The organism is Exiguobacterium sp. s35 (assembly GCF_018617535.1).
Lineage (GTDB): Bacteria > Bacillota > Bacilli > Exiguobacteriales > Exiguobacteriaceae > Exiguobacterium > Exiguobacterium aestuarii.
In genome coordinates, this window is sequence record NZ_JACSKI010000002.1 from 42,138 (window position 1) to 67,322 (window position 25,185).

The window sequence follows — 25,185 nt, forward strand, 5'->3', positions numbered from 1 at the left end:
ACGGAAAGGAATTAGCATGAAGCGTTTAGGAATTAAAATCATCGTCGTGTTACTCGTGATTATCGCCATCTTTATTCCCGTCAACGAGTTCGTGAAAGACTCGTGGGAGTACAATAACAATCGGGCCGTCCTTGCCTTCAAGGAAGACCCCCATCCTGTCGATATCATCAATTTGGGCACGTCTCATGCGATGTATGGGTATTATTTTGAACCGACCGGATTGTCGCATCTCGACTTGGCGTTACCGAGTCAACCGATTGAATATGACTTAAAGATGTTGAGAGAATACGATGAACACCTGAAACCTGATGGGGTCGTGATTGTCTCTTTATCTCAGATCACATTCAGCAACTCAGATGTCGGTCGGAAGGCAAATTACTATCGCGTCTTGGACCGTGAAGACATCGAGCCGGTCAGCCTGTTTCAATATTATACGCATGAACAGTTCCCCGCACTGAATAGTGGCAGTGCTTACGCTGCCATTTCCCGGGAAATCCGCGATTTTCGATTTGATGCGCACAAGCCATGGGAGAATGGCGGACTGAACTATTCCGAGCGTAAGTATGAGGAAGTGGCTGCCCAATATGAGAATGCTGTGAACAATCATGAGATTGAAAAGAACATGACGCATTTAAAAGACATCATCGACTATTGTGAGCAAAAAGGATATCGCGTTGTTCTAGCGATGGAGCCGGTACATGCGTCATATCATACGTATTTTAATGAAGAAGTCATGGAACGTCTCGTGTTTCAGCATCTAGAGAAGCTTGATTTAGATGTACCTTACCTCAATTACATGGGGGATGAACGATTTATTCACAAGCAGTCGTTCTTCCATAACCCAGACCATTTGAACGGTGATGGGCGGACGCTGTTGTCTTCGCTCGTTTATGAAGATTTGAAGCGATTGGGATATGTTCAAGAAAAATGATTTCGTATTCAATCAAAAAGGATACCCGCGAACGTCCATAATATCACTAGCATCGACAGAAACGAGACGAATACCGTCTTATTCGATACCCGTTGCTCCGCAAATCGTCGAAATAGTCGTTGAGGATGGTTTGACCGAAGACGACCGCTAAAAAGATGATTGCCATTTCAGTGAATAAAGAAAAGTCGTTGCGAAAAATAAAGGTCATGGCAACAAAGAGGATGATGGAGCTGGTCAATGTGGTGAGAAAACGTTGTTTATTCAATCGAATCTCTCCCTTCTCTCATCATTACGTGTATGCTTTTAGAAAAGATTCAAATAGACGGGGAGTGATTCACATCGAAACGATCTATTTAGCCGGCGGATGCCTATGGGGTGTCCAGGAATTCGTGAAGACGTTACCTGGCGTTTTCTCAACCGAAGCGGGACGCGCGAACGGAACGACCGATATGTTAGACGGAGAGTATGACGGATACGTCGAATGTGTCAAAACAACGTTTGATCCAGAGTGTGTGAAGGTAGATGAATTGATGCAATATTTATTTGAAATCATCGACCCATATAGCGTCAATCAACAAGGAATCGATGTCGGGGAGAAGTATCGTACGGGCGTATACAGTGAGGAGTCACGGCACTTGATGGAGGCGCAAGCGTTTATCGATCGACGCTCGGATGCGGAACGGATCGCTGTTGAAGTCAAACCGCTCACCAACTATGTGCGGAGTGCGGACGAGCATCAGGACCGATTGACGCGTTGTCCGGATGATTATTGTCACATCCCGAAAGACTTGTTAATGAAATATCAGAACGTTTAATCAACAAAGGCGTCTCTTTTGAGATGCTTTTTTCATTTTTTCCCAAATGAGTAAAGCCAAATGCATGCGTTTCATGTCTAATGAGTGTAAGGGAAAAAACGAAAAGGGGGGACGTTCGATGAAACGTCTCATTCAAAAAGCGCAACGAGGCAATGATCAAGCGTTCTTAAAAATCTTTCAGCATTACGAGGCTGACCTATATCGGATGGCCTACGTATACGTCAAAAATCCGGACGATGCACTCGATGTCGTACAAGAAGTCGCCTATCAAGCATTTAAAATGATCAGGACGTTACGGGAACCACAATTTTTGAAGACGTGGCTGATGAAGATCACCATCAACTGTGCGCTCGACGTGATGAAAAAAAGACAGAACGTGATTCACTTGAATGCAGATGTGGAAGAGGCGTTCGGGAGTGAACAAGCAGATCTTGCGATGACGATGACACTCGCTGACATGATGGAGTCCTTGCATGAGGACGAACGCAGTGTGGTCGTATTGAAATATTACCAGGATTATACGTTTCAACAAATCTCAGACTTATTGGAATGGCCGATTGGTACGGTAAAGACAACCTTGTATCGGGCCGTCGATAAATTGAGACGTGAGTGGAAGGAGGCCGATTGCTATGGATCATGAGATGAAACGGATGTTAGCGGACATCGAAATCCCAAGTGAACTGCGTGAGCGGGGGCGAAAAGGTGTGAAGCGAGCGAAAGAAGAGATGCGCCGAGAACCAGGGTTTATCCGCAGGCGGTTGATAACTGCCGGAATCGCAGCGGCACTCCTTATTCCGACAGGTGCATTCGCTTATCAATCCCTCTTGGCAGATGAGTTATACGGTTCGTTTGACGAGATGAAAGTACATATCGTCAGCGCTACTTTAGAGAAATATTTGTTATTGGACGCCAAATTGAATCAAGCGAAAGGGGTATTGGGTGAGGCAGAATATGAAGAGTTCAAGCGAGGGCTGAGTGTCTTCACGGATACGAGAATCGCCTATGGAAATACGAACGGAAATGTCGATTATGAAGCAATTCCGAAGGCGGAGCGAGCTGAAGTGAAGCAAGCCCTCGCTGATCTTCAGCCATATTTCGATCAATTGAACGATCAGCCTGCTGCACGTGATGTGTTGACTGCTGACGAATATGACGCGTACATCGAAGCACTCATGCAAGAAGAGTCGATTCGGGTACGTGCTGGGGAGTACGTCGAAGACATGCCAGATGAATTGCGACAGTCTTATGAAGAGGCACTCACGATTATTCGAGAGGTCGATCGGAAGCAACAACAAAACTAGTCAAGGTTCATAAGAATGGGAAAATATGTTATCTTCATCATGTTCTAACTCAGAAAATGAAAAAGAGGTACAAACATGTTCACATTCGGAATCATTGGTGGTGCGAGTCTTCTTTTAGTGGCGTTCGTCTTCGGTGTGACATATCTTGTCGTCCGATCCATTATGAAAATGATGAAAAAGTAAAAGAAGGAGTCCATCCCTCAACTCGAGTGATGGACTCCTTCTTTTTTACGTCCGCTCGAGGATGTTCACGAGCATCTGATGGATGACGTCATGATCGTTCGGGTCATGCAGTTGATATGGACTCCCCGGGAGCGTATACACATCTCTTGCTCCGACGTACGTGATGTGGAGTGTCAAGGAACCATCTTCCTGACACGCAGTCGTCAATTCCAACTCGCCACTGATGACCCCGACTTCTTCCGTCATGACACCGTGGGTTGCCTTAAAGGTGGAAGTAAGTTTGTTCATGAATGACTCCTTTTCTAACTTAATAAATACAAGCGTTGATGGCTGTCGTGAGTGCTGACTTCTCTGAAGATTGAAGGCTCAAGCCCCAACGACTTTTCGTCTCGACCCACATCTTCGCATACGCACAGCGAGCACCGGTGCGAGGTGGTTGCCATGTCGACGGATCTTGGTCTCCTTTTGAGCGGTTCGATGAAGCGGAGACCGCAATCAACTGAGGACCGTTCAAGTCGTTCGCAAAGCTTTGACGTTTTGTCGTCGTCCAGCTACTTGCGCCAGAACGCCACGCTTCGGCGAGCGGGACGACGTGGTCGATATCAATGTCAGATGCCGACGTGAACGTCAAACCGTCATAGTAACTGTACCATGAGCCGGTCGTTACCGGACATTCGTCGACGACCGAGTCAGCGTCCCGTTTCAAGACGATGTGACGCGTGTTACAACCACTTCCTTGACTCGACCAGTGCGGGAAGAGGTCACGACTATACCCCGTCATTGACCCTTCATTTTTGACAGTAAGTGCATTCAGTTTCGTGAGCGCATCCGCTTTCGATGGAATGTTCGGCGGGAAAGCAGATACCGGTGTGGCGTCAAATGACGCGGCCACCCAAACAAGCAATGTGACGAGTGCGACAGATATGAGTTTCTTCAACATATAAAGCCTCCTACTATGTATTTGGAATGAACACTTGTCGAAGCAAGTGGGCAACCTTTCATCAACCAAAAAGTGAGACAAACATCACGCAATAAATTCAACTTGATCATACACAGGACGATTTTGAAAAAGTGTGAAAATCTGCAAAATGATTAGAAAGACTATCGCAAATCCTTCTCTAGCATTAATGGATAATTCGGTGTTATTTCTTTGGAACTAGTGAGCGATCAGGACTGGTATAATGAATGACATGGATTGAGAGAAAAGAAGAGGTGGATGGAATGAACAAGAAAGAGATTGCGGCGATTCGTCGACAGTTTAAAGTGAATGCGACCAAATTAAAGATTGCTGACTTATATACGATTTACATCCGACAGGAAACGAATGAGATTTATTATGAAGAGTTGCGTCCGTTCCCGTTCTTAGAAGAAGAGCAGCAGGAGCTGTTTTTGACGAACTTCAAAAAAGTGCTCGGTGGAAAACTCGATGAAAAACTGTTCGAAGTGAAGTTCCAATATCCCGAGGAAGGTCAGGTCGACCATACGCAAGGATTGCTATATGAAGGACTTCGTACGGAAGAGACCGACGTATGGACGGACTATATGCAGCGCATCGCGTTGAAGATGGTAAAAGACACGCCATTTGAAAAAGACATGGTCGTGACGTTCATCCGAGGGAATTACAATAAGCCGACGAACCGGTATTCGGAAGAGTCTGAGATTCACGCGAACGACGAGGTGTATACGACGAAGTTCATCCTCGGAAGCATCAGCCCGACAGAACTTCCGAAAAAATCACTCGTCTTCGACTTCGTCGAGCGTGAATTTAAAGCCAGTCTGATTGTGAATCCAATCATCAAACTCGAGGCTCCAATCGGCGGCTTCTTGTTCCCATGCTTCACGGATAACGCAGCCGATGTGAATCATGTCCTCTATTCGGCGCAAAAAGCGCATCAACCGGATATGACGTTCATCGAGAAAGTGCTGAACGGTTCGGAAATCGTTACAGCAGTGGAAGAGAAGGCGGTCTTTGAAGAAGTGGTCAAAGCGGTCATCGGGGAAGAGGTCAATTCTCGGACGCTTGCGACCGTTTACGATGAGATCAATCAAATCATTGTCGCGGAAGAAGAGAATGAACAGGAAGAAGAGAGGGTAGCGATGCTCGATTCCCGTGCCGTCGAAGTCGTCTTACGAGCGAGCGGCGTGGAAGATGTGACGACAGAGAAAGTCGAGCAGGCGTTCAAGCAAGTCGTCGATGACACGAAATATGAGATGAAAGCGACGAGCGTCGTTCCGAAATATACGTCGAAATCGATTAAAATCAATACGAAAGTCGCCAATATTTCTGTCAGTCCACAAGATTTAAAATACGTGAAGCAAGTGAACTATAAAGGGAAACCATGTTTGTTGATTGAAGTGGAAGAAGAGACGGAGATTGAAGGCTTCAAACTCATCTCTGAAGAGTCGCTAGACTGACTGGAGGAAAATTGATGCATCCGCTCGAGTTGATTGACCTGTTAGTTGTGTTCGCCATCGTGATTGTATTGGCTTTGCTGTCGTTTCAATTTCACGGGAAATGGCGCAGGCGTATACGGATTGTGACGGTATGTTGTGTATTGGCGTACGGAATATTCTATTCAGTTCGTCCTTATTGGGTGAATCAACAGGTGCAGGAAGAAAAAATAGTGCTCGAAGCGTATCTCAAGAATCGATATCCAACCGAAACCATCACCGTCCGCTCTATTCCTTATGGGGAGGACGGTTTTGAGAGTATGAATCCTCATACATTGTTCGTGAAATTTTCGACAGAACCGGATGCTGAGTACACATACCTCGTGAGTGGTGACGAATCGATTCATCAAACGAGCCACAGTTCAACCATCGACTCAAAATTTGATTTTCTCCACTTGGAAGACTGAGCCCAAACGACAGATTGGGCTCTTTTTTGACAATCGAGTGAGGAAGGTTGAAATTTATAAGTGTAATGGGTATGATGCATGTGAAAGCGTTTTCTATAAGTTAAAATATATCTTTGAAAACGTGTATTTTTTTTACGATTCAACGAAAGCGCTTTCGATAATGATATAAGGAGGCTTATCTATGTTGAAAATGAAGAATGCATTACTTGTTTTACTGAGTTTCATCGTGATTTTTTCAGCCCCGTCGTCATCGTTAGCGGTAACAGATACATCAACTGCTTCAAATAAGGCGTATAACTGGTTAAAGAGTCAACAATGTACAACTGGTTTAGTCGACAGTTTCTCAGATGCTCAACAAATCTCTTATACATATGATCAAGCGGTAGCAGCTATCGCTTTCTTAGTGAAAGGAGATGCCGCGAGCGCTAAATCGGTCTTAGATACATTGAAGAATTTACAGACTGCTCAAGGTTCATGGTATACGGCATACTACTGCAATAACTTGTCTGTCCAAGAATTCAATCAACATGTCGGTCCTGTTTTATGGGTCGTGATGGCGATTGCCAAGTATGAAGTAGATACAGGGGATACGGTGACCTATCGTAATATGGCCATTCGTGCCATTGATTGGTCACTTCAGTTCCAACAAGCAGATGGTGGAATCAATGGTGGGCTCGACACAACAGGTAGTGTATTGACATGGGCTTCAACTGAGCATAACCAAGATGCTTACGCTATGCTCAAGCACTATGGCTACACGCAAGAAGCTACAAACGTTAAATCGTTTTTAGACACGAAAGTATGGCAAGAGGCAGAAGGATTCTTCTGGGCAGGTCGAAATGATCCGAACAATCCAATGGACACGAATGCTTGGGGTGTTCAAGCGCTTGGAACAACTGGTACACATCAATACGATCGTGGGTTGGACTATGTAATGAATCAACATCGCAACACGCAAACGAAGCGTGTAAAAGGTAGCTCAATCACCATCAATGGTTTTGATTTTAACGGCGATAAAAACGATGTTTGGTTTGAAGGTCAAGGACAGATGGTCGTTTCATTTAAAATGGCAGGAAGAACTGCTGACGCTGACTATTTCCTAAATGAGATCATCAAGATTCAGGATTTCTACGGAACAGGTGGCGTTCCGTATTCGCTTCTTGGTACGAATAATGGATATTGGACAATGAAAAGTGTGGAGTCTGTATCAGGAACAGGTTGGTTAATTTATGCGATTGAAGGATTCAATCCTTTCCAACCATAAGGACATAAGAAAAGGACCTTGGAGTCATATCGACTTTAAGGTCCTTACACATGATTATTTACGAGCTTTGCTCACTTTAAGTTTTTTCCCTTTGACAGGCGTTGTCTCCATCGCTTGAAGGACGATTGAGCCTTTCCCGTTGAGGATATCGACATACGTCATCTGGTCATTGATTGTGATGATGCCGATGTCGTCAGCGGATACGCCAGGGATTTTGGCGATTGTGCCGACGAAGTCGACAGCGCGAAGTTTTTTCTTCTTCCCGCCACTGAAGTGGAGCTTCATGATGTCCTGGTTAATGCGAGCCGTCTTGTTGTTTCGAACGACGCGTCGTCCGCTCAACTTTTGCTCAAAGGCGTCTTGATTAGCCGCGACTTCTGCTTCAGTCGGAGCATCAATCATCGGAATCTCGAATTGAACGTATGATTCGATGGCTCCGATGAGGCGTTCTTCCTGACGAGTCATGAGCGTAATCGCCGTTCCTTGTTTGCCGGCCCGTCCCGTACGACCTGTACGGTGCACGTAACTTTCCTTTTCGACAGGGACGTCATAGTTGATGACGAGTTCGACATTGTCTACATCGATTCCGCGCGCTGCGACGTCTGTCGCGACGAGGTAACGGAAATTGCCCATCTTGAAGCCGTTCATGACGGCGAAACGGTCTTCTTGTTCGAGTCCACCATGGAGACGTTCAGCTGAATAGCCGGCTTTGTCGAGCTCGGCGTACACTGTATCGACGTTCTCTTTCGTCCGGCAGAAAATCATACAGCTGTCGGGGTTCTCAACGACCGTGATGTCTTGAAGCACAGCTAACTTCTCGTTCCGGTGAACCGGGAGTAGGCGGTGTTCGATTGTTGAAGCGGTCATGCCAGTCGACTCGATGGCGACACGTGCCGGAGCATTCATGTGCTTTTGGCAGAGACGTTCGATATCTTGTGGGAATGTCGCTGAGAAGACCATCGTCACGCGCTCGTTTGGCAACTGTTGAAGGATCTTCTCGACGTCAGCGAGGAATCCGCGGTTGAGCATCTCGTCCGCTTCATCGATGATCAAATATTCGATGCGGTCGAGTGAGAGGGTCTCGCGCTCGATGTGGTCCATGACGCGACCTGGTGTACCGACGACGATATGTGTCTTCTGTTTCAACTCTTCACGCTGCTTCGAGAACGGTTCTTTCCCGTAGACGGCAGTCGCTTTGATTCGCTTGAAACGTCCGATGTTCGTCATGTCTTCCCGTACTTGAACGGCGAGTTCGCGTGTCGGTGTCAAGACGAGCACTTGCGGTTTGTTTTCGGCCCAGTCGATGAGCTCGATGACCGGAATCCCGAAAGCAGCTGTCTTTCCGCTTCCTGTCTGTGCTTTGACGATCAAGTCTTCGCGCTCGAGAGCACGTGGGATGACCTGTTGTTGTACTTCGGTCGGTGATTCGTATTTCATAATGCCTAACGCACGAGTAATCTCGTCGCTCAGGCGATAATCCGTAAATTGCTGTTTGTTCATGGGTAACCTCATTCTTTCGTGAAAACTTCTGCTTCAGAAAATTTCAATGTCTATTTGCAATACAGTCCATTATAGACCGAAAGACGGTAGGAAAGCGAATGTCACATAAAAATAGACTATATCTAAGGTTGTCTAAGGTTGATTGAAAGGAGCTTACATAGTGGGACATAGCTATGAACATCTCATACATTCTCTAAGTAAATATGAACAACATACGAGTGCAAATCATCTCGAAACCATCATCAAACCGATTCCAGATTCAGATCGTACCGGTGACCTCGATCCACGCGTGTTTGCGACACTGACCTCGAATCATGCTTCAGATGACGAACCGGATGGCGAATTCAATCTCGCTGTGGCACGTGCCAGCATGGGCTGGCCGAACCGGGATCAGACGACGACTGCTATCAAAACCGAATATGTAAAGATTCCAAGTGTAGACGGAAACATCCCGGCCCGTCTGTATCGCCCGCATCATACCGAACCAGTCCCAGCGATTCTCTTTTTCCACGGGGGCGGGTTCTTCGGAGGGACGCTCGAGACGATCGAGAATCCATGTAAGTTGCTGGCGGAACGGGCAAACGCGGTTGTCATCTCTGTCGATTATCGTCTCGCCCCGGAGCATCCGTTCCCGGCCGGATTGAACGATTGTGATCGCGCCTTTGAATGGGTGTATGACAATGCGAGTGAGTTGAACATCCTGAAAAATCGAATCGGTGTCGCCGGTGACAGTGCCGGTGGCAACTTGGCGACCGCTTGCGGTCTGATGGAGCAAGAGCGCGGAACAGCGCGCATTCGTTATCAAGCGCTCATCTATCCGGTCGTCAATCTAGGGTCGATTCCGACAGATGATTTTGAATGGACGCTCGATGCATATGATATTTCACATCATCACGATCTGATTCGAGGTGTGGTGCTCGCGCTCGCCGACCCGGATTCGCTATTAAATGACCTCTATCTTCAAGGAAAGACGGATGTCACGCACCCGCTCGTCTCACCATTATTCGCAGACGATGTCTCGGGCCTACCACCGACTTTGATTGTGACGGCTGAGTACGATTACTTACGACTTGAAGGGGAAGCGTATGCGCGAAAGCTATCAGGAGCGGGTGTCCCGACACGCCTCATTCAATATCGGGGCATGGACCATGCCTTCATGGATAAATTGGGCGATTATCCACAAGCAGAAGATTGTATGAATGAAATCGCAATAGGATTAAAGGAGCTGACGAAATGAAACAGTATACATTGGATTGGAAACGTTATGAGGAATTGGCACGTCAAGCGGTCGCGGAAGGCGTCGTGTTAGTCAAAAACGAACATAAGACCCTCCCATTACAGTCTGGAACGAAGCTCGCCGTATTTGGTCGTAGCCAGTTCCATTACTATAAGAGCGGTACGGGCTCAGGTGGGATGGTAAACGTCGGTCACGTCACGACGCCGCTCGAGGCGTTACGTGAAAATACGGATATTCAAATCAATGAATCGCTCTATTCGACGTATGAGGCATGGGTGAAAGAGAATCCGTTCGACCAAGGTGTCGGTTGGGCAGGTGAACCGTGGTCGCAACAGGAGATGGACGTAACGGACGAACTCGTCGAACAGGCGGCACAAGAATCGAATGTTGCGCTTATCATGATTGGACGCACGGCAGGAGAAGATCGTGACAACACGGCTGACCCAGGCAGTTACTTATTGACGGATATCGAACATGCGATGATTGAGCGCGTCACGAAACGCTTCAACAAAACGGTCGTCGTCTTAAATGTCGGGAACATCATCGACATGAAATGGGCAAATGAGCCGAGTGCGATCCTTTATGCATGGCAAGGCGGGATGGAAGGTGGAAAAGGACTCGTCGACGTTCTCGTCGGAGATGTAAGTCCTTCCGGGAAACTGACGGATACGATTGCTCGCTCGATTGAGGATTATCCGTCGACGAAGAACTTCGGTCATGCAGACAAAGGCATTTATCAAGAAGACATCTATGTCGGTTATCGCTACTTCGAGACGTTCGCGAAGGATGATGTTTTATACCCATTCGGTTTCGGTCTGTCTTACACGACGTTCAAAACGGAGGTCAAACAGACTAAGGAAGTCGATGGCATCCTAACGGTTGATGTGGAGGTGACGAACACGGGTGACTGTGACGGGAAAGAAGTCGTTCAGCTCTATGTCGAGAAACCGCAAGGGAAGCTTGGGAACCCGCTCCGGTCATTGGTGGCGTTTGAGAAAACATTGCTCCTTGAACCAAGCGAGCGCCAAACCCTTTCTTTCAACGTTCACATGACTGACTTTGCGAGCTATGACGACTCAGGCGTGACGGGTCATGAATCGAGCTTCGTCCTAGAGGCAGGAACGTATCGGTTATACGTCGGAACGGATGTGCGTTCGGCTTCACTCGCTCTCGAAGTCGAGCAACGGGAGCAACGTGTCCTCGAGACGTTAAGTGAAAATATGGCGCCGGTCCTCCCGTTTGAACGGATGAAACCGATCCAAGGAGAACAAGGGATTGAAGTGGTCTACGAATCGACACCGCTTCGTGCCGTTGATGTTGAGACACGTTATTTGGAAGAACGTCCTGAGACGCGACCGTTCACAGATGACCAAGGCATCAAATTGAGTGATGTGTACCATGGAAAGGCGTCTCTCGACACATTCTTGGATCAATTGACGGATGAGGATTTGGCTACGATTGTCCGCGGACAAGGGATGAACTCACCACGTGTCACACCGGGGACGGCAGCTGCGTTTGGTGGCGTATCCGATCGATTGAACGAACTCGAGATTCCAGCGGCATGTTGTGCCGACGGTCCGTCAGGCATCCGTATGGATATCGGGACAAAGGCGTTCGCGCTTCCGAATGGGACGCTTTTGGCTTCCACGTTTAACGTCGACCTCGTCGAAGACTTGTTTGAGATGACTGGGCTTGAGATGCGTAAAAACCGGGTCGATACGTTGCTCGGACCAGGGATGAACATTCACCGTAACCCGTTGAATGGTCGAAACTTCGAGTATTTCTCAGAAGATCCGCATTTGACTGGAAAGATGGCGGTCGCTCAACTGAACGGCATGCATCGTGTCGGGGTGACGGGAACACTCAAGCACTTCAGTGCCAATAACCAAGAGGCGCATCGTCACGATATCGATTCGGTCGTCTCGGAGCGGGCGTTACGCGAGATTTATTTGAAAGGGTTCGAGATGGCGGTGAAAGAAGGACGCGCATCGTCCATCATGACGACATATGGTGCGGTCAACGGGATCTGGACGGCAGGATTATACGACCAAAACACGCGTATCTTACGTGACGAGTGGGGCTTTGAAGGCATCGTCATGACAGACTGGTGGGCAAAAGTGAACTTCCGTGAGGATGAGTCGGCCAACCGTCAAAATACGGCAGCGATGGTTCGCTCGCAAAACGACTTGTACATGGTCGTCGACCGTCCGGACCTCAACTCATTCGAGGACAATACCATGGCATCGCTCGAAGAGGGAATCGTCACACGGGGTGAGTTGTTGCGGAGCGCGCGGAACATTTGTTTATTCATCTTGAAATCACCGGCGATGGAGCGTCTTCTCGGAATTCATGATGGTTCGGTCGAGGTGCTCGGATTTGAAGATGAGACGAATCAACAAGACACATTCGAGTTGGACTATCAACATCTCGAGAACGGGGAGCGCGTCGATTTGTCAGGAATCGACACATCGACAGGCAGCACGCACGTCTTCGCCATCTCGGTCGACCAGACCGGAACGTATGACATCACGTTGACTGCTCGTTCGAACGCGGGAGAGTTGGCGCAGATGCCGGTGACGTTGTTTGCGAACAATATCCCGGGTGCGACGTTCACGTTTAACGGGACGGACGGAGAATGGGTGACGCAGACGAAGCAGGTCTTCTTCTTGAACCAGCATAACTATCTCCAACTCTATTTCGCATTGAGCGGACTAGAAGTAAAGGACGTGTCCTTCACCCTTGCAGATGAATTTAGTATGAAGAACGGCTGATCGATTCAAGGACGTCTCAATGAGGCGTCCTTTCTCTATTTACAAAAACCATACACACCTGTATTCGTTCTGAAAATATATCTTTACAATCGTCCGTTACGCTACAGAAGTAGCAAACATTCGGGAGGGTTTACAGATGAAAAAGACAATGAAGAAGTTCGTTCCACTCGCGGTCGTTTCGACGCTTGCACTTGGGGGAATCGTTGGCGTTCAGCAACAAAATGAAGCAGAAGCCGCAAAAGATTCAAAGAATCATAAGGCGAAAAACGTCATCTTTATGATCGGGGACGGGATGGGCGTGCCTTATACGACAGCGCTTCGTTACATGAACGACAATGAAGAGACGGTGGAGATGGAGCCGACGGCCTTCGATTCACATTTGGTGGGTATGCAATCGACATATCCTGAGGACGACGCGGAGAACGTGACAGATTCGGCAGCCGCAGCGACGGCGATGAGTTCTGGTGTCAAGACGTATAACAACGCAATTGCCGTCGATAACGACAAAACAGACGTGAAAACGGTACTCGAACAAGCGAAAGAGAACGGCATGTCGACAGGACTTGTCGCCACGTCAGAAATCACGCATGCGACACCGGCATCTTACGGGGCACACGAAGAGCAGCGTAAGAGTGAAAATGCCATCGCTAATGATTATTATGATGACTTGATTAATGGAGAGCATAAAGTAGACGTCATGCTCGGAGGCGGAACGAAATTCTTCGAACGCTCGGACCGAAATATTGCGAAACAGTTCCAAGAAGACGGCTACAGCTACGTCACGTCTGCAGAAGAAATGAAGCAAGACAATAACGAGCAAGTGCTTGGTCTCTTCGCAGAAGTTGGCATGGATAAGATGATTGATCGTGACGAGGAGCAACCGAGTCTTGCGGACATGACGACATCAGCGCTTAACCGTTTGAAAGGGAACGACGATGGTTTCTTCCTCATGGTAGAAGGAAGCCAAATCGACTGGGCTGGACATGACAACGACGTCGTCGGTGCGATGAGTGAAATGAAGGATTTTGAGCAGGCGTTCGAGGTCGTTCGTGACTTCGCCAAAGAGAACGGTGAGACGTTGGTCGTCGTGACAGCGGACCACTCGACGGGCGGTATTTCTATCGGAGCGGATGGGAACTACAACTGGGATCCGACACCGATTCAAGCAGCGAAACGTACACCAGACTTCATGGCGAAAGAAATTGAAGGTGGAGCGGATGTGGAAGCTGTCTTACGTGAGAACATTGACTTGGAATTAACATCTGAAGAGATTGCTTCTGTGAAGAAAGCGGCTGAGACGAATGATGTGACGGAAATCGACAACGCCATCGAGAAAATCTTCGATCAGCGTTCAGGCACGGGCTGGACGACGGACGGTCACACAGGTGACGACGTACCGGTATATGCGTTCGGGCCACAACAAGAGAAGTTCGTCGGTATGAGCGATAATACGGATCAGGCGAAACGGATCTTCAACTTGTTGAAGAATAAAGGGAAAATCAAATAAGTGAGGGCATACGCTAAGACTACGCGGGAATTCCTGCGTAGTCTTTTTAATTGATGTATGAATTTAATAGGCTTCTAATGACTTGATTGCGTGTCTGAGTATGTCCACTTCTTCGTTTTCCCACCCCAATCGATCTACCGCGTTGATGAACTGTCGGGTTGCTTTAATAAGAGCAATTTTCAGTTCTTCGATTGAAATGATCCCAATTTCTGTCTTCATTTGACCATCTTCCATAAACGATAGCTCAAGCTCGGACAATGTTATTTTTTTGGCCGACATCGAAAAAGGACCATCCATAAATGGAAACGAATAAATGGATGCAACTGGAGCGAATAAAAGCGCTCGACAGCTATCAATCCACCATTTTAGAAGGACAGCAACGAAATCAGACCACCCCACTCCTGGGAAATAATCGTATGTATCAACGACAAAGTTGATTTCGCCAATAATTTGATCAGAGTATGTGAAGGAATCAAGATTGACTTCAATCGAAATGTGACGACACATCATTGCTCACCTCATCTGTTTTGGAAGATTACTTACTAAGATCATCTTACTCGAGCTATAGGGAGTATGAAACAATGAGCTGAATTGACAAAATTTGTCGTATGATAGACAGACAAGCGATGATTCAATCAGATCGTTGGATCACAGAAACTTATAGCATTCAACAAATCGACACGTTGGATAAGGGCGATTTGGTGGCTGAAATTGTGAATAAGTATGAGCTACAGGATGGCTTCGTGGTAGGTGACCGATTATCGGATATCATGGCTGCACGAGTGAACGGACTGACGTCAATCGGCTGTCGTTTTGATTTTGCACAAGAAGCGGAATTAAAAGAAGCGGACTATATTGCGAATCACTTGTCGGATGTACTTAAACTTGTATCAAAGGAGACAGTTTCGCGATAAGTGAATCGATTTCGAAGTTGGACTCGTACGTAAAGGACTACAAAAAATCGGAGGGATCATCATGCATACGCTCTACATGAAACAAAAAGTGTTAAGCTTACGCGGGCGCTTTACCATCAAGGATGCGGACGGACATGACAAATATTTCATCGAAGGTAGCTTTATGAAGTTTCCAAAATCATTTGAAATCAAAGATACGAACGATCAGACGGTCACAACAATCACGAAAAAGACGTTCAGTTTCTTGCCGAAGTTTTTTGTGGAAGTGGACGGCACAGATATGATGACCATCTCGAAAGAATTTTCATTCTTCAAACCGAAATATTCCATCGATGCGGCTGGAATCGATGTCCAAGGGGATTGGTGGGACATGGATTTTGACGTGACGAAGAACGGACAATCCATCGGAAGTGTGCAGAAGAAATGGTTCTCATGGGGAGACAGTTACGAGATTCGTGTCGAAGAACCGGAGATGGAACATTTGCTCATCTCCATCGTCGTAGCCATCGATTGTGCGAAAGCCGATCAAGCAGCGGCATCAAGTGCAGCAACATAAGGGAGAGTATCTAATGGAATTTTGGGATGTTTATACGGTCGACCGTGAAAAGACGGGCTGCACATGGCAACGAGGAAGTCGATTGCCAGAAAACGAGTATCATCTTGTCATCCACGTATGTATCTTTAACCAGAAGGGCGAAATGCTGATTCAACAGCGCCAACCGTTCAAGGATGGTTGGGCCAACATGTGGGATATCACGGTCGGAGGAAGTGCAACTGTAGGGGATACAAGCCAGCAAGCCGCGATGCGTGAGCTCGAAGAAGAGATTGGGCTCAAGCTTGATCTATCTCAGACACGACCGCATCTGACGGTCAATTTTGACGAAGGGTTTGATGATATTTACCTCGTTGAAGCAGAAGTGGATTTGAACGAGTTGACGCTACAAGAATCTGAGGTGCAGGCTGTGAAATGGGCTGATGAAGCGACAATTCTGCAGATGATTCAACAGCATGAATTCATACCGTATCACACGCCGATGATACCGTTACTTTTTGCGATGCGAGGGCAATGGGGAGGAATCAATCACAAGGCCGCAGTAAAAGTGGATTCTTAAATGTAGGAAGCATCGACGTGAGTCGGTGCTTTTTTTTATGTCATTTTGATTTCACTTCCGAAAAGTGGTTGAAGTTGGAATGGATAAAATTTTATAATGATATTAACGAAAGCGCTTTCGGAAATCGCTTTCAAAAGAACGGCTGATATATAACCATCACTTATCCTGAAGGAGGACACATGATGAAGAAATGGGTTGCACTCGCACTCGGGACAGGTCTTGTCCTGTCATTGCCACAAGAGGTGCCGGCTGAAAAGAGCTCAAAAGCCGATGACGCCAAGTGGAAACTTGTCTGGTCAGATGAGTTTAGTAAGGCGGAAATCGATCATTCGAAATGGAACTTTGAAACGGGGAACTGGATTGTCGACAAAGACGGAAATCCAGTCGCTGCCGGTTGGGGTAACAATGAGAAGCAATTTTATACGGACAAAAACGAAAACGCTTTCGTAAAAGACGGGAAGCTTGTCATTCGTGCGAAAAAAGAGCAAGCATCGGATCAATTCGGCACATATGATTACACATCGGCGAAGTTGACGACAAAGGGGACGTTCAGTAAGACGTATGGTCGTTATGAGATGAGAGCCAAACTTCCGACAGGAAAAGGGCTTTGGCCTGCATTTTGGATGCTTCCAGAAGAAGACCGCTACGGTGGTTGGGCCGCATCTGGTGAAATCGACATCATGGAGTCATGGGGCAGTCAGCCAGATAAAGTCGCTGGCACGATTCACTACGGGGAAACATGGCCAAACAACAAATACACGGGGAAAGACTATCACTTCGCAGAGGGTGACGGCATCGACAAATGGCATACATATGCGGTCGAGTGGGAGCCTGGTGAGATTCGTTGGTATGTAGACGGACAATTGTATCAGACGCAAAACGATTGGTATGCGAAAGAAGCAAACAAGGCTTCAAAATATAGTTATCCTGCGCCATTCGACCAAGATTTCTATTTGATTATGAACTTGGCAGTCGGTGGATGGTTCGATGGGGACGTTGACGAGACGACACCATTCCCGGCAGAGATGGAAGTCGATTACGTCCGCGTCTTTGACTTGAAGAACGGAAAGTATCGCGATGCTGTCGAACCGACATACTCGGATGAGGAAGTCGTGTTACCAGAAGGTGCGAAACAACCTTTAGAAGACGGGAACCTTGTCTATGATGAAGACTATACAGAACCGATTACGACGGTGACAAACGGTGCACAGACGCTCAACCCGACGTATTGGAACTATGTGGCGCTTCCTGACTTTGGTGGGGTCGGCTCAGTCGATGTGATTGATTTGGCAGGGTCGCGCTTCGCCGACATTTCGATTGATCAGGCGGGAAGCCAGCCGTACTCGCATCAATTGATTCAAAACGTATCGCTCGGACAAGGCGGACACTATAAAGTGACGTTTGACGCCAAGGCGGACGCGGCGCGTTCGATCGCCGTTAAAGTTGGCGGTGGACCGGACCGAGGCTATGCAAAATATTCAGATGAAGGGTCATTCGATTTGACGACAGACGTTCAAACGTACTCGATGACATTTGATATGACCGAAGAGACTGACCTTGCGGCACGTCTTGAGTTCAACGTTGGACTCAGCACGTCTGGTGTCCAAATCGGGAACGTCCGTGTCGAGCAGACACCTCGTGAGGCGTTCGACCCGAATGCGACAAAACCGAAGCTTGGAGACGGGAACCATGTATATAACGGTACGTTCGACCAAGGTGCGATGGATCGCATGACGTATTGGACGTTCGACCCAGGTGTCACGAAAGGGACAGGAACAGTGGATCCAGTAGAGCGTCTCTTCCGTTTCGAAACGAACAAGAAAAAAGGAGCACCGGCAACATTGGTGCAACAAGGAATTCAATTGCAAGAAGGACATGAATACGTTCTTCGCTTCAAAGCACGTGCAGAGCGGGTAGACGGTCTTCAAGTCGGGTTGAACGGTGCGAATGGGGATGCCTACCTTCCGCTTCAGCGTGTCGCTCTATCAGAAGCGTTCGATACGTATGAAATTCCGTTCACGATGGAAGCCGGAACGGACCTCATGAGCCAGCTTCAGTTCATTCTCGGTTCTGAAAAAGGTGTGATTGAGATCGATGATGTCGAATTGCGCGATGTCACGCCGATTTATATCGACCCATCTCCACTTAAAAATGGATCATTCACAGAAGGTCTCACAAACTGGGGCTCCTATGTACACTTTGACGCACAGGCTGCTGTCGAAGCGGTGAATGAGGCGGCACGTATCTCGATTACGCAAGAAGGGAACGAAGCATGGAGTGTCCTTATGGAACAAGGTGGTCTTGAGTTACAACAAGACCAAACGTACGTCGTTCAATTCGATGCATCTTCTACAGTCGCTCGTTCGTTCGAAGTGACGTTAGAGAATGCCGGGTACTATCGCTACTTGAGCGAAGTCGTTTCGGTCATACCGGAAACGAACACGTACACGTTTGAAGTGACGATGCCCGTGACGGATATGACAGGATTGAAGTTCTTGATGGGACGCACAGAAGGGTCACCACTTGGTGCGCATGATATCACGATTGATAACGTGAGTGTGACGTTGAAATAAGATGATACGCAAAACAGGAATTTCTCATCGTGAGAAATTCCTGTTTTTTAGCGTTTCCGACTAATTAATCGCGCCGTTCGTAAAATCGACGGCAACAATTTACGTCGTTGTCGGAATGCGAGATAACGTCCTTCCCAGGACGGTTTGAACTTTTGTTTAAACTGTCTCAGGCCGCTGAACGGATAGATGTAACTGATGTTTTCAAAAATATCGGCGGCGACGCGCTCTGGCCAATGGGAGAATGTCTGCTCACCGACGGCGGCAAGTGGTGCCACACCGAGTCCGACATGTTCATAGCCTTCCGCACGTGCCCATTCGATGATGTGAAGAATCAGCACTTCGATTGCTCCGGACGGCGCATCATTTTTCGAACGCATCAAATCGATTGAAATGGCTCCATTCCCTCTGAGCAACGAAATGAAGGCGACGACGACACCATCCGCATCTCGTAACAGAGCGATTGGATAACGTGTCAACGTTTCGTAGTCGAAGAAACCGAGAGAGAATCCTTTCTCGTTCCGATTTCCAATCCACTCGTCTGAAATCTCTTTTAACTCCTCTAATAACAGGAGGCTCGGCTCACAGACGATCTCGAACGTGATTCCCTTCTTTTCGAATTGATTGTAAAGGGAGCGCATATTCGCACGCTTCTTACCCGACAACGAGAAGGTCGACACGTCAACCGTCGCCTCTTCCCCTAGCTTGAAGAACGTGAAGCCGGCATCATGAAGGCGTGGCATCCAATTCGGTGTGATTTGATAAAATAAAGGAATATATCCAATTCGGTCCGCATCCTCGATGAAACGTGTCAATAACGCAGTCGCGGCCTGTCGTTCCCCTTGAATATCACCAAGGACGATCGCATGGTTCCGCGCTGTCGCAAACAAGAGACATGCGTTTCCAGCTTCATTCATATAGAAACGTTTATCTGCCATGTGGGCCAAGTCAAAGCTGCTCGATGTGTGCTGTGTTGCTTGGAACTGTCTGATTCGATCTTCATCGTATGCCTCTCCGAGCGCCGGGCGTTTCCAACGGTCGAACAGAAGTAGGAGTGCACTGGCCACGAGCGACGTGAAGAGGAGAAGTAACACCGTCAACCAGCCAGCCTGATGCGATGTGAAGAATAAGTCATCGGTGCCGGCGAACGACTGTAGCAACAGGGCGTGAGAGCCGACATATAGCAGGACATAGAACAGATTTCGAATGAGACGACCAGTCGTTAAAATGGAGCGATATCGGACGTGTCGTTTACGCGTCAACCAGACGAACGTCGCAAAACCGATGACGACAAATGTTTCAAATAAGTTCAAACCACGAGCGATGACGCCGATTGAAGCCCAGATGAATGCCGTGTTGAGTAACCAGAGCGTTCGCTTCGTCCGCACATACATGCCATAAACGGAAAGGAACATGAAAAGTCCGGCGCTCAATAAGAACAGCGTCCCGATCCATTCGAACCAACGATTCACTTCATAGAGTGGTGTCACACTCGGGAGAAGTGTCTGGAACCAAATCAACAAACTGCTCATCAAGGCAATGAGGCTACCTGTTAAGCGCCCGATCTTTGCGAGCGTCCGTGAAACGATGCGCCAGACGACGGTCCCGATTTCATAAGAGGACCCAATGATTGGCCGATATTCGATTTGTTTGACGACCTGGTCTCCGAACGCGATGGCAGCCAAAAAGAGACCAATCAAAAAAGGAACGACGAAATAGACGAACCGATAGATGATTAAAGATGAGAGAACGATGTCTTGATGAATCCCGAGCTGTGTCATCCCGACAAGATACAGTAAATCAAACGTACCGGCACCCCCCGGGACGAGTGAGACGACACCGACGACCGTGGCGACGATAAAGACTCCAAAGAGTTGCGTGAACGAAGCTGACCCGTCGAGTAACGATAGCGCATAGACGGCGACGAGTCCTGCCGTGACCCATTCCGCAAGTGAAGTCATCGTGTAACCGATCAAGGTGGACCAACCCACGTTTGATCGTCGTGACGTGACGAATAGATAGAATGGGAGCATCGCACTCACCGCGAGTAATACCGGCCAAATCCACGGTTTTGTCCCGACGAGCCCGCCTGCTGGGAAGATACCGAAGAGCACACCGACGGAAAGGATGGAAAGACCACTGATGAGTGTCGGAGTCATCCAACCGATCGCACGGAGCAAGCGTTTTGTGTCCGTATAAGGACGGTACAGGGAAGTACGAAGGGCGATCCCAATCACCCCGCCGAATCCGAGCATCCCGTTCATCGAGTTCGTGATCCATGCCGTTTGGACGACTTTTCGCTTCGGTAATTGAATGTGTAACGAGCGGAGCAAGAAGTAATCGTATCCGGTCATCGTCAAGACGGCGAATCCACCGAGTAGGATGAGTGTGAACTGTTCCCAACCGGTCAATTGTTTCAATGTCGTGAAGGCGGTCGCGAGCGAGAGGTCTTTCAACTCTTGCCCGCTCTGGAATAAAATCAATCCGATTAACGCTATAGGGATGAGCCATTTTAATTGTTTCCATGAAAAACGAGTGCGCATGAGGTTTTCTCCTTATCTGTCATATGACTGACAGCGTCTTCTAACTAAATCGTACTATAGGATACGATTGAAATCTGTAAAACGTTTCAAATGAGGGGATTGTAAGCGCAAGAAAAAGGACGAAATATTGTTTTTATCTTTGCTACAGTGAAAGAAGAAAGGGGTGTGGAGATGCTGACATTTGAAGAAAAATGGACGAAAGTGCTCGCTTGTGACGCGACGTATGATGGACTATTTTATACAGCCGTGAAGACGACGGGAATTTATTGTCGACCATCGTGTCGTTCCCGCAAACCGAAAAAAGAGAATGTCGATTTTTATATGACAAGACAAGAGGTGGAAGCGAAAGGGTTTCGACCGTGCAAGCGATGCCAGCCAGAAGTCGAGCATGCCCCACACCGCGCGCTCGTCAAACAGGTGACGGTATATCTGATGGAACATTACAAGCAACCGATTCGTCTTGAACAGATTGCTGAGCATGTCCAGCTGAGTCCGTTCCATTTGGAGCGAACGTTCACCCAAGCGACAGGAGAAACACCAAGGCAGCTGTTGGAACGACTACGCATCGACAAGGCGGCTTATTTATTGCGAACGACTTCCATGAGCAATTTGACGGTCTGCTATGAGGTCGGGTTTCAAACGCCGTCGAACTTTTACCGAGTCTTTCGCCGAGTGAAAGGTTGTACACCGAATATGTATCGAAAAGGAGGGGACGTATGAACGATTTGTTACTAGACGTTCCGCAACCGTTTGATTTTAATGAATGTCTCGTCTTTTTAAGTCGGTCCGAGCAAGAGGTGCTACATGTCACGACGGACGAGGCGATTCAAAAGTTGATGTTGATTGGGGAGCGTCCCATCCTCGTCGAACTTTTAGAAGAGCAAGACCACATTCGTGTGGTGTTCCCGGTCGATGACGTTTCAGATACAGAAAAAGAATGCGTGGAACGTGAGGTACGTGACTGGTTAGACCTTGATCGTGATTTAACACCCTTTGAGGCGATGGGTGCAAAGGATGAATTGTTGGCACCATTGATCGAAGCGCATCGCGGGTTGCGGATGATTGGATTTCCAGATTTGTTCGAGGCACTCACATGGGCCATCATCGGGCAACAAATCACGTTATCCTTCGCTTATACAATCAAACGTCGATTCGTCGAACGATATGGAGATCAGCGAGTCGTCGGAGATCAGGTGTATTGGACATTCCCACGTGCAGAGCGAATCGCTTTGCTTGAGCCGGAAGAGTTGCGCGAGCTTCAGTTTAGTCGAAGAAAATCCGAGTATGTCATTGATATTGCACGGGAAATAACTAACGGAACGCTATCGAAAGCGTTGCTACAATCACAATCTTCAGCTGACATTCGTCAACGGTTACTTTCCATACGTGGCGTCGGAGCCTGGACGGCAGACTATGTATTGATGAAGTGTTTTCAGGACGCATCAGCCTTTCCCATCGCGGATGTCGGATTGCAACAAGCGATTCAACATCAATTAGGTACGCCTGAAAAGCCGACGATTGAAGACGTGAAAAGATACGGGGGGCGCTGGCAAGGTTGGGAAGGATACGCGACATTCTATCTGTGGAGGTCATTATATGGAGACGTATAAATTAGACATGAAGACACCGATTGGCGTGATCGAAATCGTTGGGACAGAAACGGTCATTCAATCGATTCTATTCGTCGAACGAGAAGAGGCGCAATCGCCTGAATCAGGTATCCCAAATGTATTGCGACAGTGTAAGGAGGAACTCGATTCTTATTTTCAAGGGGAGAGGATGACGTTCTCCTTTCCGACTGAACAAACCGGTACAACGTTTCAGCATGACGTATGGAAAGCGTTACAAACAATCCCTTATGCGGAGACGGCTTCCTATCGCGAACTCGCCGAACGCGTAGAACGACCTGCGGCTGTCCGGGCGGTCGGGGCGACGAACGGTCGCAACAAGCTGAGCATTGTTGTTCCATGTCATCGTGTCATCGGGTCGAACGGGAAATTAACGGGGTATGCCGGCGGATTATGGCGAAAAGAATGGCTTTTGCACCACGAGAAACAAGTCGTACATCAAACCCAGTAAAAAAACATTTCCCCCTCCAAATCTGCTACACTAAAGGAGGTCCTATCGTGACGTCGGAATCGACGAAGTTATAGGATGATTCCCGTCACTTATGGAGAAGGTTTTGGAGGAATGTATGATTAAATTACTAGCAGATTCAACGTGTGACTTATCGGATGCAGTGCTTGAACAGTACAACATCGGGGTCGCGCCGTTGATTATTACGATGAACAATATGTCTTATCAGGACCGGGTGGATATCCAGCCGGATGATTTTTACGGAATGTTGGAAGCGCTCCCGGAATTCCCGACGACGGCGATGCCGAGCCCGGCGACGTTCTTGAAGTTGATGGAAGATGCGGTCGCTTCTGGTCACGAAGAGATTTTATGCATCTGTATGTCGAGCGGCACGAGCGGCTCGTATCAGTCAGCCGTGATTGGAAAAGAGTACTTTGAAGAAGCGCATCCTGAATCGACTGTAAAGATTCATGTCGTCGATTCTCGTTCGATGAGTCACGGTAGTGGCTGGTTGTTGCTGAAGAGTGCGCAGATGCGTGAAACGGGTGCGACGTTCGAACAGCTCGTCGATTTCAATGAGACGTATAAGACGAAAGTGAAACACTTCTTGTCCGTGGATGACTTAGACCACTTGATCAAGAGCGGACGTATCTCGAACACGAGTGCTATCATCGGAAAGCTACTCATGGTGAAGCCGATTATGAGCATGAAGGACGGCAAAGGTGCGATTGTTGCGAAGGAACGCGGCACACGTAAAGTGTTGAAGCATTATACGGACGAGTTCGTGAAGCGCGTGAATCCAGACATCACGAATTTCGTGATCATCGGATACACATCAGATCAACGAATTGCCGAAAACTTAAAAGCGAAGATTGAAGCAGAAACAGATTTCACAGGCGAGATTTACCTCATGCAGATGGGGGTTTCGGTCGGGACGCACGTTGGTCTCGGTGCCATATCGATGTTCTTCGTGGAGAAATAACAAAAGCCGTCTCATTGTGAGACGGCTTATTTGTTGATCCAAATATGTTCGAGGAATGGATTTTCATCACTGAAATCCAAGCGATAAACGTCTGGGTTACGCATCTTGCGCCATGTATCAAAGTCATATTGTGGGTCGAGATGTTGTAAGAGGAGCGCAAGTAAGTTGCCGTGTGTCACGAGTAATGTCGAACCATGTGGAGATTGAGCACGCTCCACGACTTGTAGGATACGATTCGTCGCCTCCATACCAGATTCAGCATCAGATAATTTGAACGTCGGGTCGATGAACGACTGACGCAACGGCGTCAGCCAGTCTTCGAGTGGTTCGTGAGACAGAATGCGCTCTCTCAGTAATGGTTCACGTTCGATTGAGAGCTGATGCGCATCGGCGAGTGGCGTTACCGAAGCAAGCGCTCGGGTGTAATCACTGGAGATGATTCGGTCAATTGGAATCTTACGAAAGAAGTCACGGAGCAGGAGTGCTTGCTCGTGTCCCGCTTCCGTCAGAGGTGCATCGGGTTCTTGACCGGTTGCGGAGCAGTGGCGAATCAGATAGAGCGTAGGCATGGTGGATTCTCCTTGATCATTTTTTGTGAAAAGCCAATAATGAAATATATGT

At 47.8% G+C, this 25,185-nt stretch carries 24 protein-coding genes; 18 read left to right on the forward strand and 6 right to left on the reverse strand.

All coding sequences use genetic code 11. The annotated features are described in order from the left end of the window. Positions 1-16: 16 nt before the first annotated feature. From KNO75_RS10650 to KNO75_RS10665, 4 genes are all read left to right on the forward strand, one after another. Entirely contained in the window at positions 17-931 is a 915-nt protein-coding gene (locus KNO75_RS10650; protein ID WP_214821874.1) for a hypothetical protein, read from the forward strand. Positions 932-1,269: 338 nt separating this feature from the next. After that, positions 1,270-1,746, forward strand: coding sequence for a peptide-methionine (S)-S-oxide reductase (locus KNO75_RS10655; protein ID WP_214822028.1), 477 nt, complete (start codon positions 1,270-1,272; stop codon positions 1,744-1,746). Between the two features lie 118 nt (positions 1,747-1,864). Continuing rightward, complete coding sequence (locus KNO75_RS10660; protein ID WP_214821877.1) at positions 1,865-2,386, forward strand: sigma-70 family RNA polymerase sigma factor; 522 nt, start codon at positions 1,865-1,867, stop codon at positions 2,384-2,386. Then, positions 2,376-3,047, forward strand: a complete 672-nt coding sequence (locus KNO75_RS10665) for a DUF3600 domain-containing protein (RefSeq protein WP_214821880.1) — start codon at positions 2,376-2,378, stop codon at positions 3,045-3,047. The genes KNO75_RS10660 and KNO75_RS10665 overlap by 11 nt, the downstream gene beginning before the upstream one ends. A gap of 228 nt (positions 3,048-3,275) precedes the next feature. Here KNO75_RS10665 and KNO75_RS10670 read toward each other — a convergent pair whose 3' ends face one another. Both KNO75_RS10670 and KNO75_RS10675 read right to left on the reverse strand, forming a co-directional pair. Further along, on the reverse strand, positions 3,276-3,518 hold the full coding sequence (locus KNO75_RS10670; protein WP_214821883.1) for a hypothetical protein: 243 nt from the start codon (positions 3,516-3,518) through the stop codon (positions 3,276-3,278). Between the two features lie 19 nt (positions 3,519-3,537). Then, the gene (locus KNO75_RS10675) at positions 3,538-4,170 is read right to left on the reverse strand and encodes an HNH endonuclease family protein (protein ID WP_214821886.1); all 633 of its coding nucleotides are present in this window, start codon (positions 4,168-4,170) and stop codon (positions 3,538-3,540) included. A gap of 281 nt (positions 4,171-4,451) precedes the next feature. On the opposite strand from KNO75_RS10675, the gene KNO75_RS10680 reads away from it, so the two are divergent. From KNO75_RS10680 to KNO75_RS10690, 3 genes are all read left to right on the forward strand, one after another. Continuing rightward, positions 4,452-5,645: a DUF4317 domain-containing protein gene (locus KNO75_RS10680; protein ID WP_214795816.1), complete on the forward strand. Its 1,194-nt coding sequence runs from the start codon at positions 4,452-4,454 to the stop codon at positions 5,643-5,645. Between the two features lie 14 nt (positions 5,646-5,659). Then, positions 5,660-6,088, forward strand: coding sequence for a hypothetical protein (locus tag KNO75_RS10685; protein WP_214821889.1), 429 nt, complete (start codon positions 5,660-5,662; stop codon positions 6,086-6,088). Between the two features lie 181 nt (positions 6,089-6,269). Continuing rightward, on the forward strand, positions 6,270-7,352 hold the full coding sequence (locus KNO75_RS10690; RefSeq protein ID WP_214821894.1) for a prenyltransferase/squalene oxidase repeat-containing protein: 1,083 nt from the start codon (positions 6,270-6,272) through the stop codon (positions 7,350-7,352). Between the two features lie 54 nt (positions 7,353-7,406). Here the strand turns inward: KNO75_RS10690 and KNO75_RS10695 are convergent, their stop codons facing one another. Continuing rightward, positions 7,407-8,852: a DEAD/DEAH box helicase gene (locus tag KNO75_RS10695; RefSeq protein WP_214795822.1), complete on the reverse strand. Its 1,446-nt coding sequence runs from the start codon at positions 8,850-8,852 to the stop codon at positions 7,407-7,409. A 160-nt stretch (positions 8,853-9,012) separates the two neighbouring features. On the opposite strand from KNO75_RS10695, the gene KNO75_RS10700 reads away from it, so the two are divergent. The 3 genes from KNO75_RS10700 to KNO75_RS10710 all read left to right on the forward strand — a co-directional run bounded on the left by KNO75_RS10700 (position 9,013) and on the right by KNO75_RS10710 (position 14,367). After that, positions 9,013-10,089, forward strand: a complete 1,077-nt coding sequence (locus KNO75_RS10700) for an alpha/beta hydrolase (protein ID WP_214821897.1) — start codon at positions 9,013-9,015, stop codon at positions 10,087-10,089. After that, entirely contained in the window at positions 10,086-12,860 is a 2,775-nt protein-coding gene (locus tag KNO75_RS10705) for a glycoside hydrolase family 3 protein (protein WP_214821900.1), read from the forward strand. The genes KNO75_RS10700 and KNO75_RS10705 overlap by 4 nt, the downstream gene beginning before the upstream one ends. Positions 12,861-12,996: 136 nt before the next feature. Next, positions 12,997-14,367 (forward strand): alkaline phosphatase, encoded by a 1,371-nt coding sequence (locus tag KNO75_RS10710; RefSeq protein WP_214821903.1) that lies wholly within the window; start codon positions 12,997-12,999, stop codon positions 14,365-14,367. 63 nt (positions 14,368-14,430) lie between these two features. On the opposite strand, the gene KNO75_RS10715 is transcribed toward KNO75_RS10710, so the two are convergent. Further along, positions 14,431-14,874, reverse strand: coding sequence for a hypothetical protein (locus tag KNO75_RS10715; protein ID WP_251126167.1), 444 nt, complete (start codon positions 14,872-14,874; stop codon positions 14,431-14,433). A 119-nt stretch (positions 14,875-14,993) separates the two neighbouring features. Between KNO75_RS10715 and KNO75_RS10720 the strand changes: the two genes are divergently transcribed. The 4 genes from KNO75_RS10720 to KNO75_RS10735 all read left to right on the forward strand — a co-directional run bounded on the left by KNO75_RS10720 (position 14,994) and on the right by KNO75_RS10735 (position 18,966). Continuing rightward, positions 14,994-15,281 carry an HAD hydrolase-like protein gene (locus tag KNO75_RS10720; protein WP_251126168.1) on the forward strand — a complete coding sequence of 96 codons (288 nt, stop codon included), beginning with the start codon at positions 14,994-14,996 and terminating at the stop codon, positions 15,279-15,281. Positions 15,282-15,342: 61 nt separating this feature from the next. After that, complete coding sequence (locus KNO75_RS10725; protein WP_214790009.1) at positions 15,343-15,837, forward strand: LURP-one-related/scramblase family protein; 495 nt, start codon at positions 15,343-15,345, stop codon at positions 15,835-15,837. 13 nt (positions 15,838-15,850) lie between these two features. Beyond that, entirely contained in the window at positions 15,851-16,393 is a 543-nt protein-coding gene (locus tag KNO75_RS10730) for an NUDIX hydrolase (protein WP_214821909.1), read from the forward strand. A gap of 182 nt (positions 16,394-16,575) precedes the next feature. Next, entirely contained in the window at positions 16,576-18,966 is a 2,391-nt protein-coding gene (locus KNO75_RS10735) for a carbohydrate binding domain-containing protein (protein WP_214821912.1), read from the forward strand. Positions 18,967-19,013: 47 nt separating this feature from the next. On the opposite strand, the gene mprF is transcribed toward KNO75_RS10735, so the two are convergent. Continuing rightward, complete coding sequence (mprF, locus tag KNO75_RS10740) at positions 19,014-21,506, reverse strand: bifunctional lysylphosphatidylglycerol flippase/synthetase MprF (RefSeq protein WP_214821915.1); 2,493 nt, start codon at positions 21,504-21,506, stop codon at positions 19,014-19,016. Positions 21,507-21,677: 171 nt separating this feature from the next. Here mprF and KNO75_RS10745 point away from each other — a divergent pair, with 171 nt between their 5' ends. The 4 genes from KNO75_RS10745 (at position 21,678) to KNO75_RS10760 (ending at position 24,564) form a co-directional block, all read left to right on the forward strand. Further along, positions 21,678-22,226, forward strand: a complete 549-nt coding sequence (locus KNO75_RS10745; RefSeq protein ID WP_214790016.1) for a bifunctional transcriptional activator/DNA repair enzyme AdaA — start codon at positions 21,678-21,680, stop codon at positions 22,224-22,226. Next, complete coding sequence (locus KNO75_RS10750; RefSeq protein ID WP_214821918.1) at positions 22,223-23,116, forward strand: DNA-3-methyladenine glycosylase family protein; 894 nt, start codon at positions 22,223-22,225, stop codon at positions 23,114-23,116. Before KNO75_RS10745 ends, KNO75_RS10750 begins: the two co-directional genes overlap by 4 nt. After that, positions 23,103-23,585 (forward strand): methylated-DNA--[protein]-cysteine S-methyltransferase, encoded by a 483-nt coding sequence (locus KNO75_RS10755; RefSeq protein WP_214821921.1) that lies wholly within the window; start codon positions 23,103-23,105, stop codon positions 23,583-23,585. Before KNO75_RS10750 ends, KNO75_RS10755 begins: the two co-directional genes overlap by 14 nt. A 115-nt stretch (positions 23,586-23,700) precedes the next feature. Beyond that, positions 23,701-24,564: a DegV family protein gene (locus KNO75_RS10760; RefSeq protein WP_214818122.1), complete on the forward strand. Its 864-nt coding sequence runs from the start codon at positions 23,701-23,703 to the stop codon at positions 24,562-24,564. A 26-nt stretch (positions 24,565-24,590) separates the two neighbouring features. Here the strand turns inward: KNO75_RS10760 and KNO75_RS10765 are convergent, their stop codons facing one another. After that, positions 24,591-25,133, reverse strand: a complete 543-nt coding sequence (locus tag KNO75_RS10765; RefSeq protein ID WP_214821924.1) for a histidine phosphatase family protein — start codon at positions 25,131-25,133, stop codon at positions 24,591-24,593. Positions 25,134-25,185 lie beyond the last annotated feature (52 nt).

Coding starts and splice junctions, on each gene's coding strand:
- KNO75_RS10650 (WP_214821874.1), top strand. CDS start 17: ATGAAGCGTTTAGGAATTAAAATCATCGTCGTGTTACTCGTGATTATC.
- KNO75_RS10660 (WP_214821877.1), top strand. CDS start 1,865: ATGAAACGTCTCATTCAAAAAGCGCAACGAGGCAATGATCAAGCGTTC.
- KNO75_RS10665 (WP_214821880.1), top strand. CDS start 2,376: ATGGATCATGAGATGAAACGGATGTTAGCGGACATCGAAATCCCAAGT.
- KNO75_RS10670 (WP_214821883.1), bottom strand. CDS start 3,518: ATGAACAAACTTACTTCCACCTTTAAGGCAACCCACGGTGTCATGACG.
- KNO75_RS10675 (WP_214821886.1), bottom strand. CDS start 4,170: ATGTTGAAGAAACTCATATCTGTCGCACTCGTCACATTGCTTGTTTGG.
- KNO75_RS10680 (WP_214795816.1), top strand. CDS start 4,452: ATGAACAAGAAAGAGATTGCGGCGATTCGTCGACAGTTTAAAGTGAAT.
- KNO75_RS10685 (WP_214821889.1), top strand. CDS start 5,660: ATGCATCCGCTCGAGTTGATTGACCTGTTAGTTGTGTTCGCCATCGTG.
- KNO75_RS10690 (WP_214821894.1), top strand. CDS start 6,270: ATGTTGAAAATGAAGAATGCATTACTTGTTTTACTGAGTTTCATCGTG.
- KNO75_RS10695 (WP_214795822.1), bottom strand. CDS start 8,852: ATGAACAAACAGCAATTTACGGATTATCGCCTGAGCGACGAGATTACT.
- KNO75_RS10705 (WP_214821900.1), top strand. CDS start 10,086: ATGAAACAGTATACATTGGATTGGAAACGTTATGAGGAATTGGCACGT.
- KNO75_RS10710 (WP_214821903.1), top strand. CDS start 12,997: ATGAAAAAGACAATGAAGAAGTTCGTTCCACTCGCGGTCGTTTCGACG.
- KNO75_RS10715 (WP_251126167.1), bottom strand. CDS start 14,874: ATGTGTCGTCACATTTCGATTGAAGTCAATCTTGATTCCTTCACATAC.
- KNO75_RS10720 (WP_251126168.1), top strand. CDS start 14,994: ATGATTCAATCAGATCGTTGGATCACAGAAACTTATAGCATTCAACAA.
- KNO75_RS10725 (WP_214790009.1), top strand. CDS start 15,343: ATGCATACGCTCTACATGAAACAAAAAGTGTTAAGCTTACGCGGGCGC.
- KNO75_RS10730 (WP_214821909.1), top strand. CDS start 15,851: ATGGAATTTTGGGATGTTTATACGGTCGACCGTGAAAAGACGGGCTGC.
- KNO75_RS10735 (WP_214821912.1), top strand. CDS start 16,576: ATGAAGAAATGGGTTGCACTCGCACTCGGGACAGGTCTTGTCCTGTCA.
- mprF (WP_214821915.1), bottom strand. CDS start 21,506: ATGCGCACTCGTTTTTCATGGAAACAATTAAAATGGCTCATCCCTATA.
- KNO75_RS10745 (WP_214790016.1), top strand. CDS start 21,678: ATGCTGACATTTGAAGAAAAATGGACGAAAGTGCTCGCTTGTGACGCG.
- KNO75_RS10750 (WP_214821918.1), top strand. CDS start 22,223: ATGAACGATTTGTTACTAGACGTTCCGCAACCGTTTGATTTTAATGAA.
- KNO75_RS10755 (WP_214821921.1), top strand. CDS start 23,103: ATGGAGACGTATAAATTAGACATGAAGACACCGATTGGCGTGATCGAA.
- KNO75_RS10760 (WP_214818122.1), top strand. CDS start 23,701: ATGATTAAATTACTAGCAGATTCAACGTGTGACTTATCGGATGCAGTG.
- KNO75_RS10765 (WP_214821924.1), bottom strand. CDS start 25,133: ATGCCTACGCTCTATCTGATTCGCCACTGCTCCGCAACCGGTCAAGAA.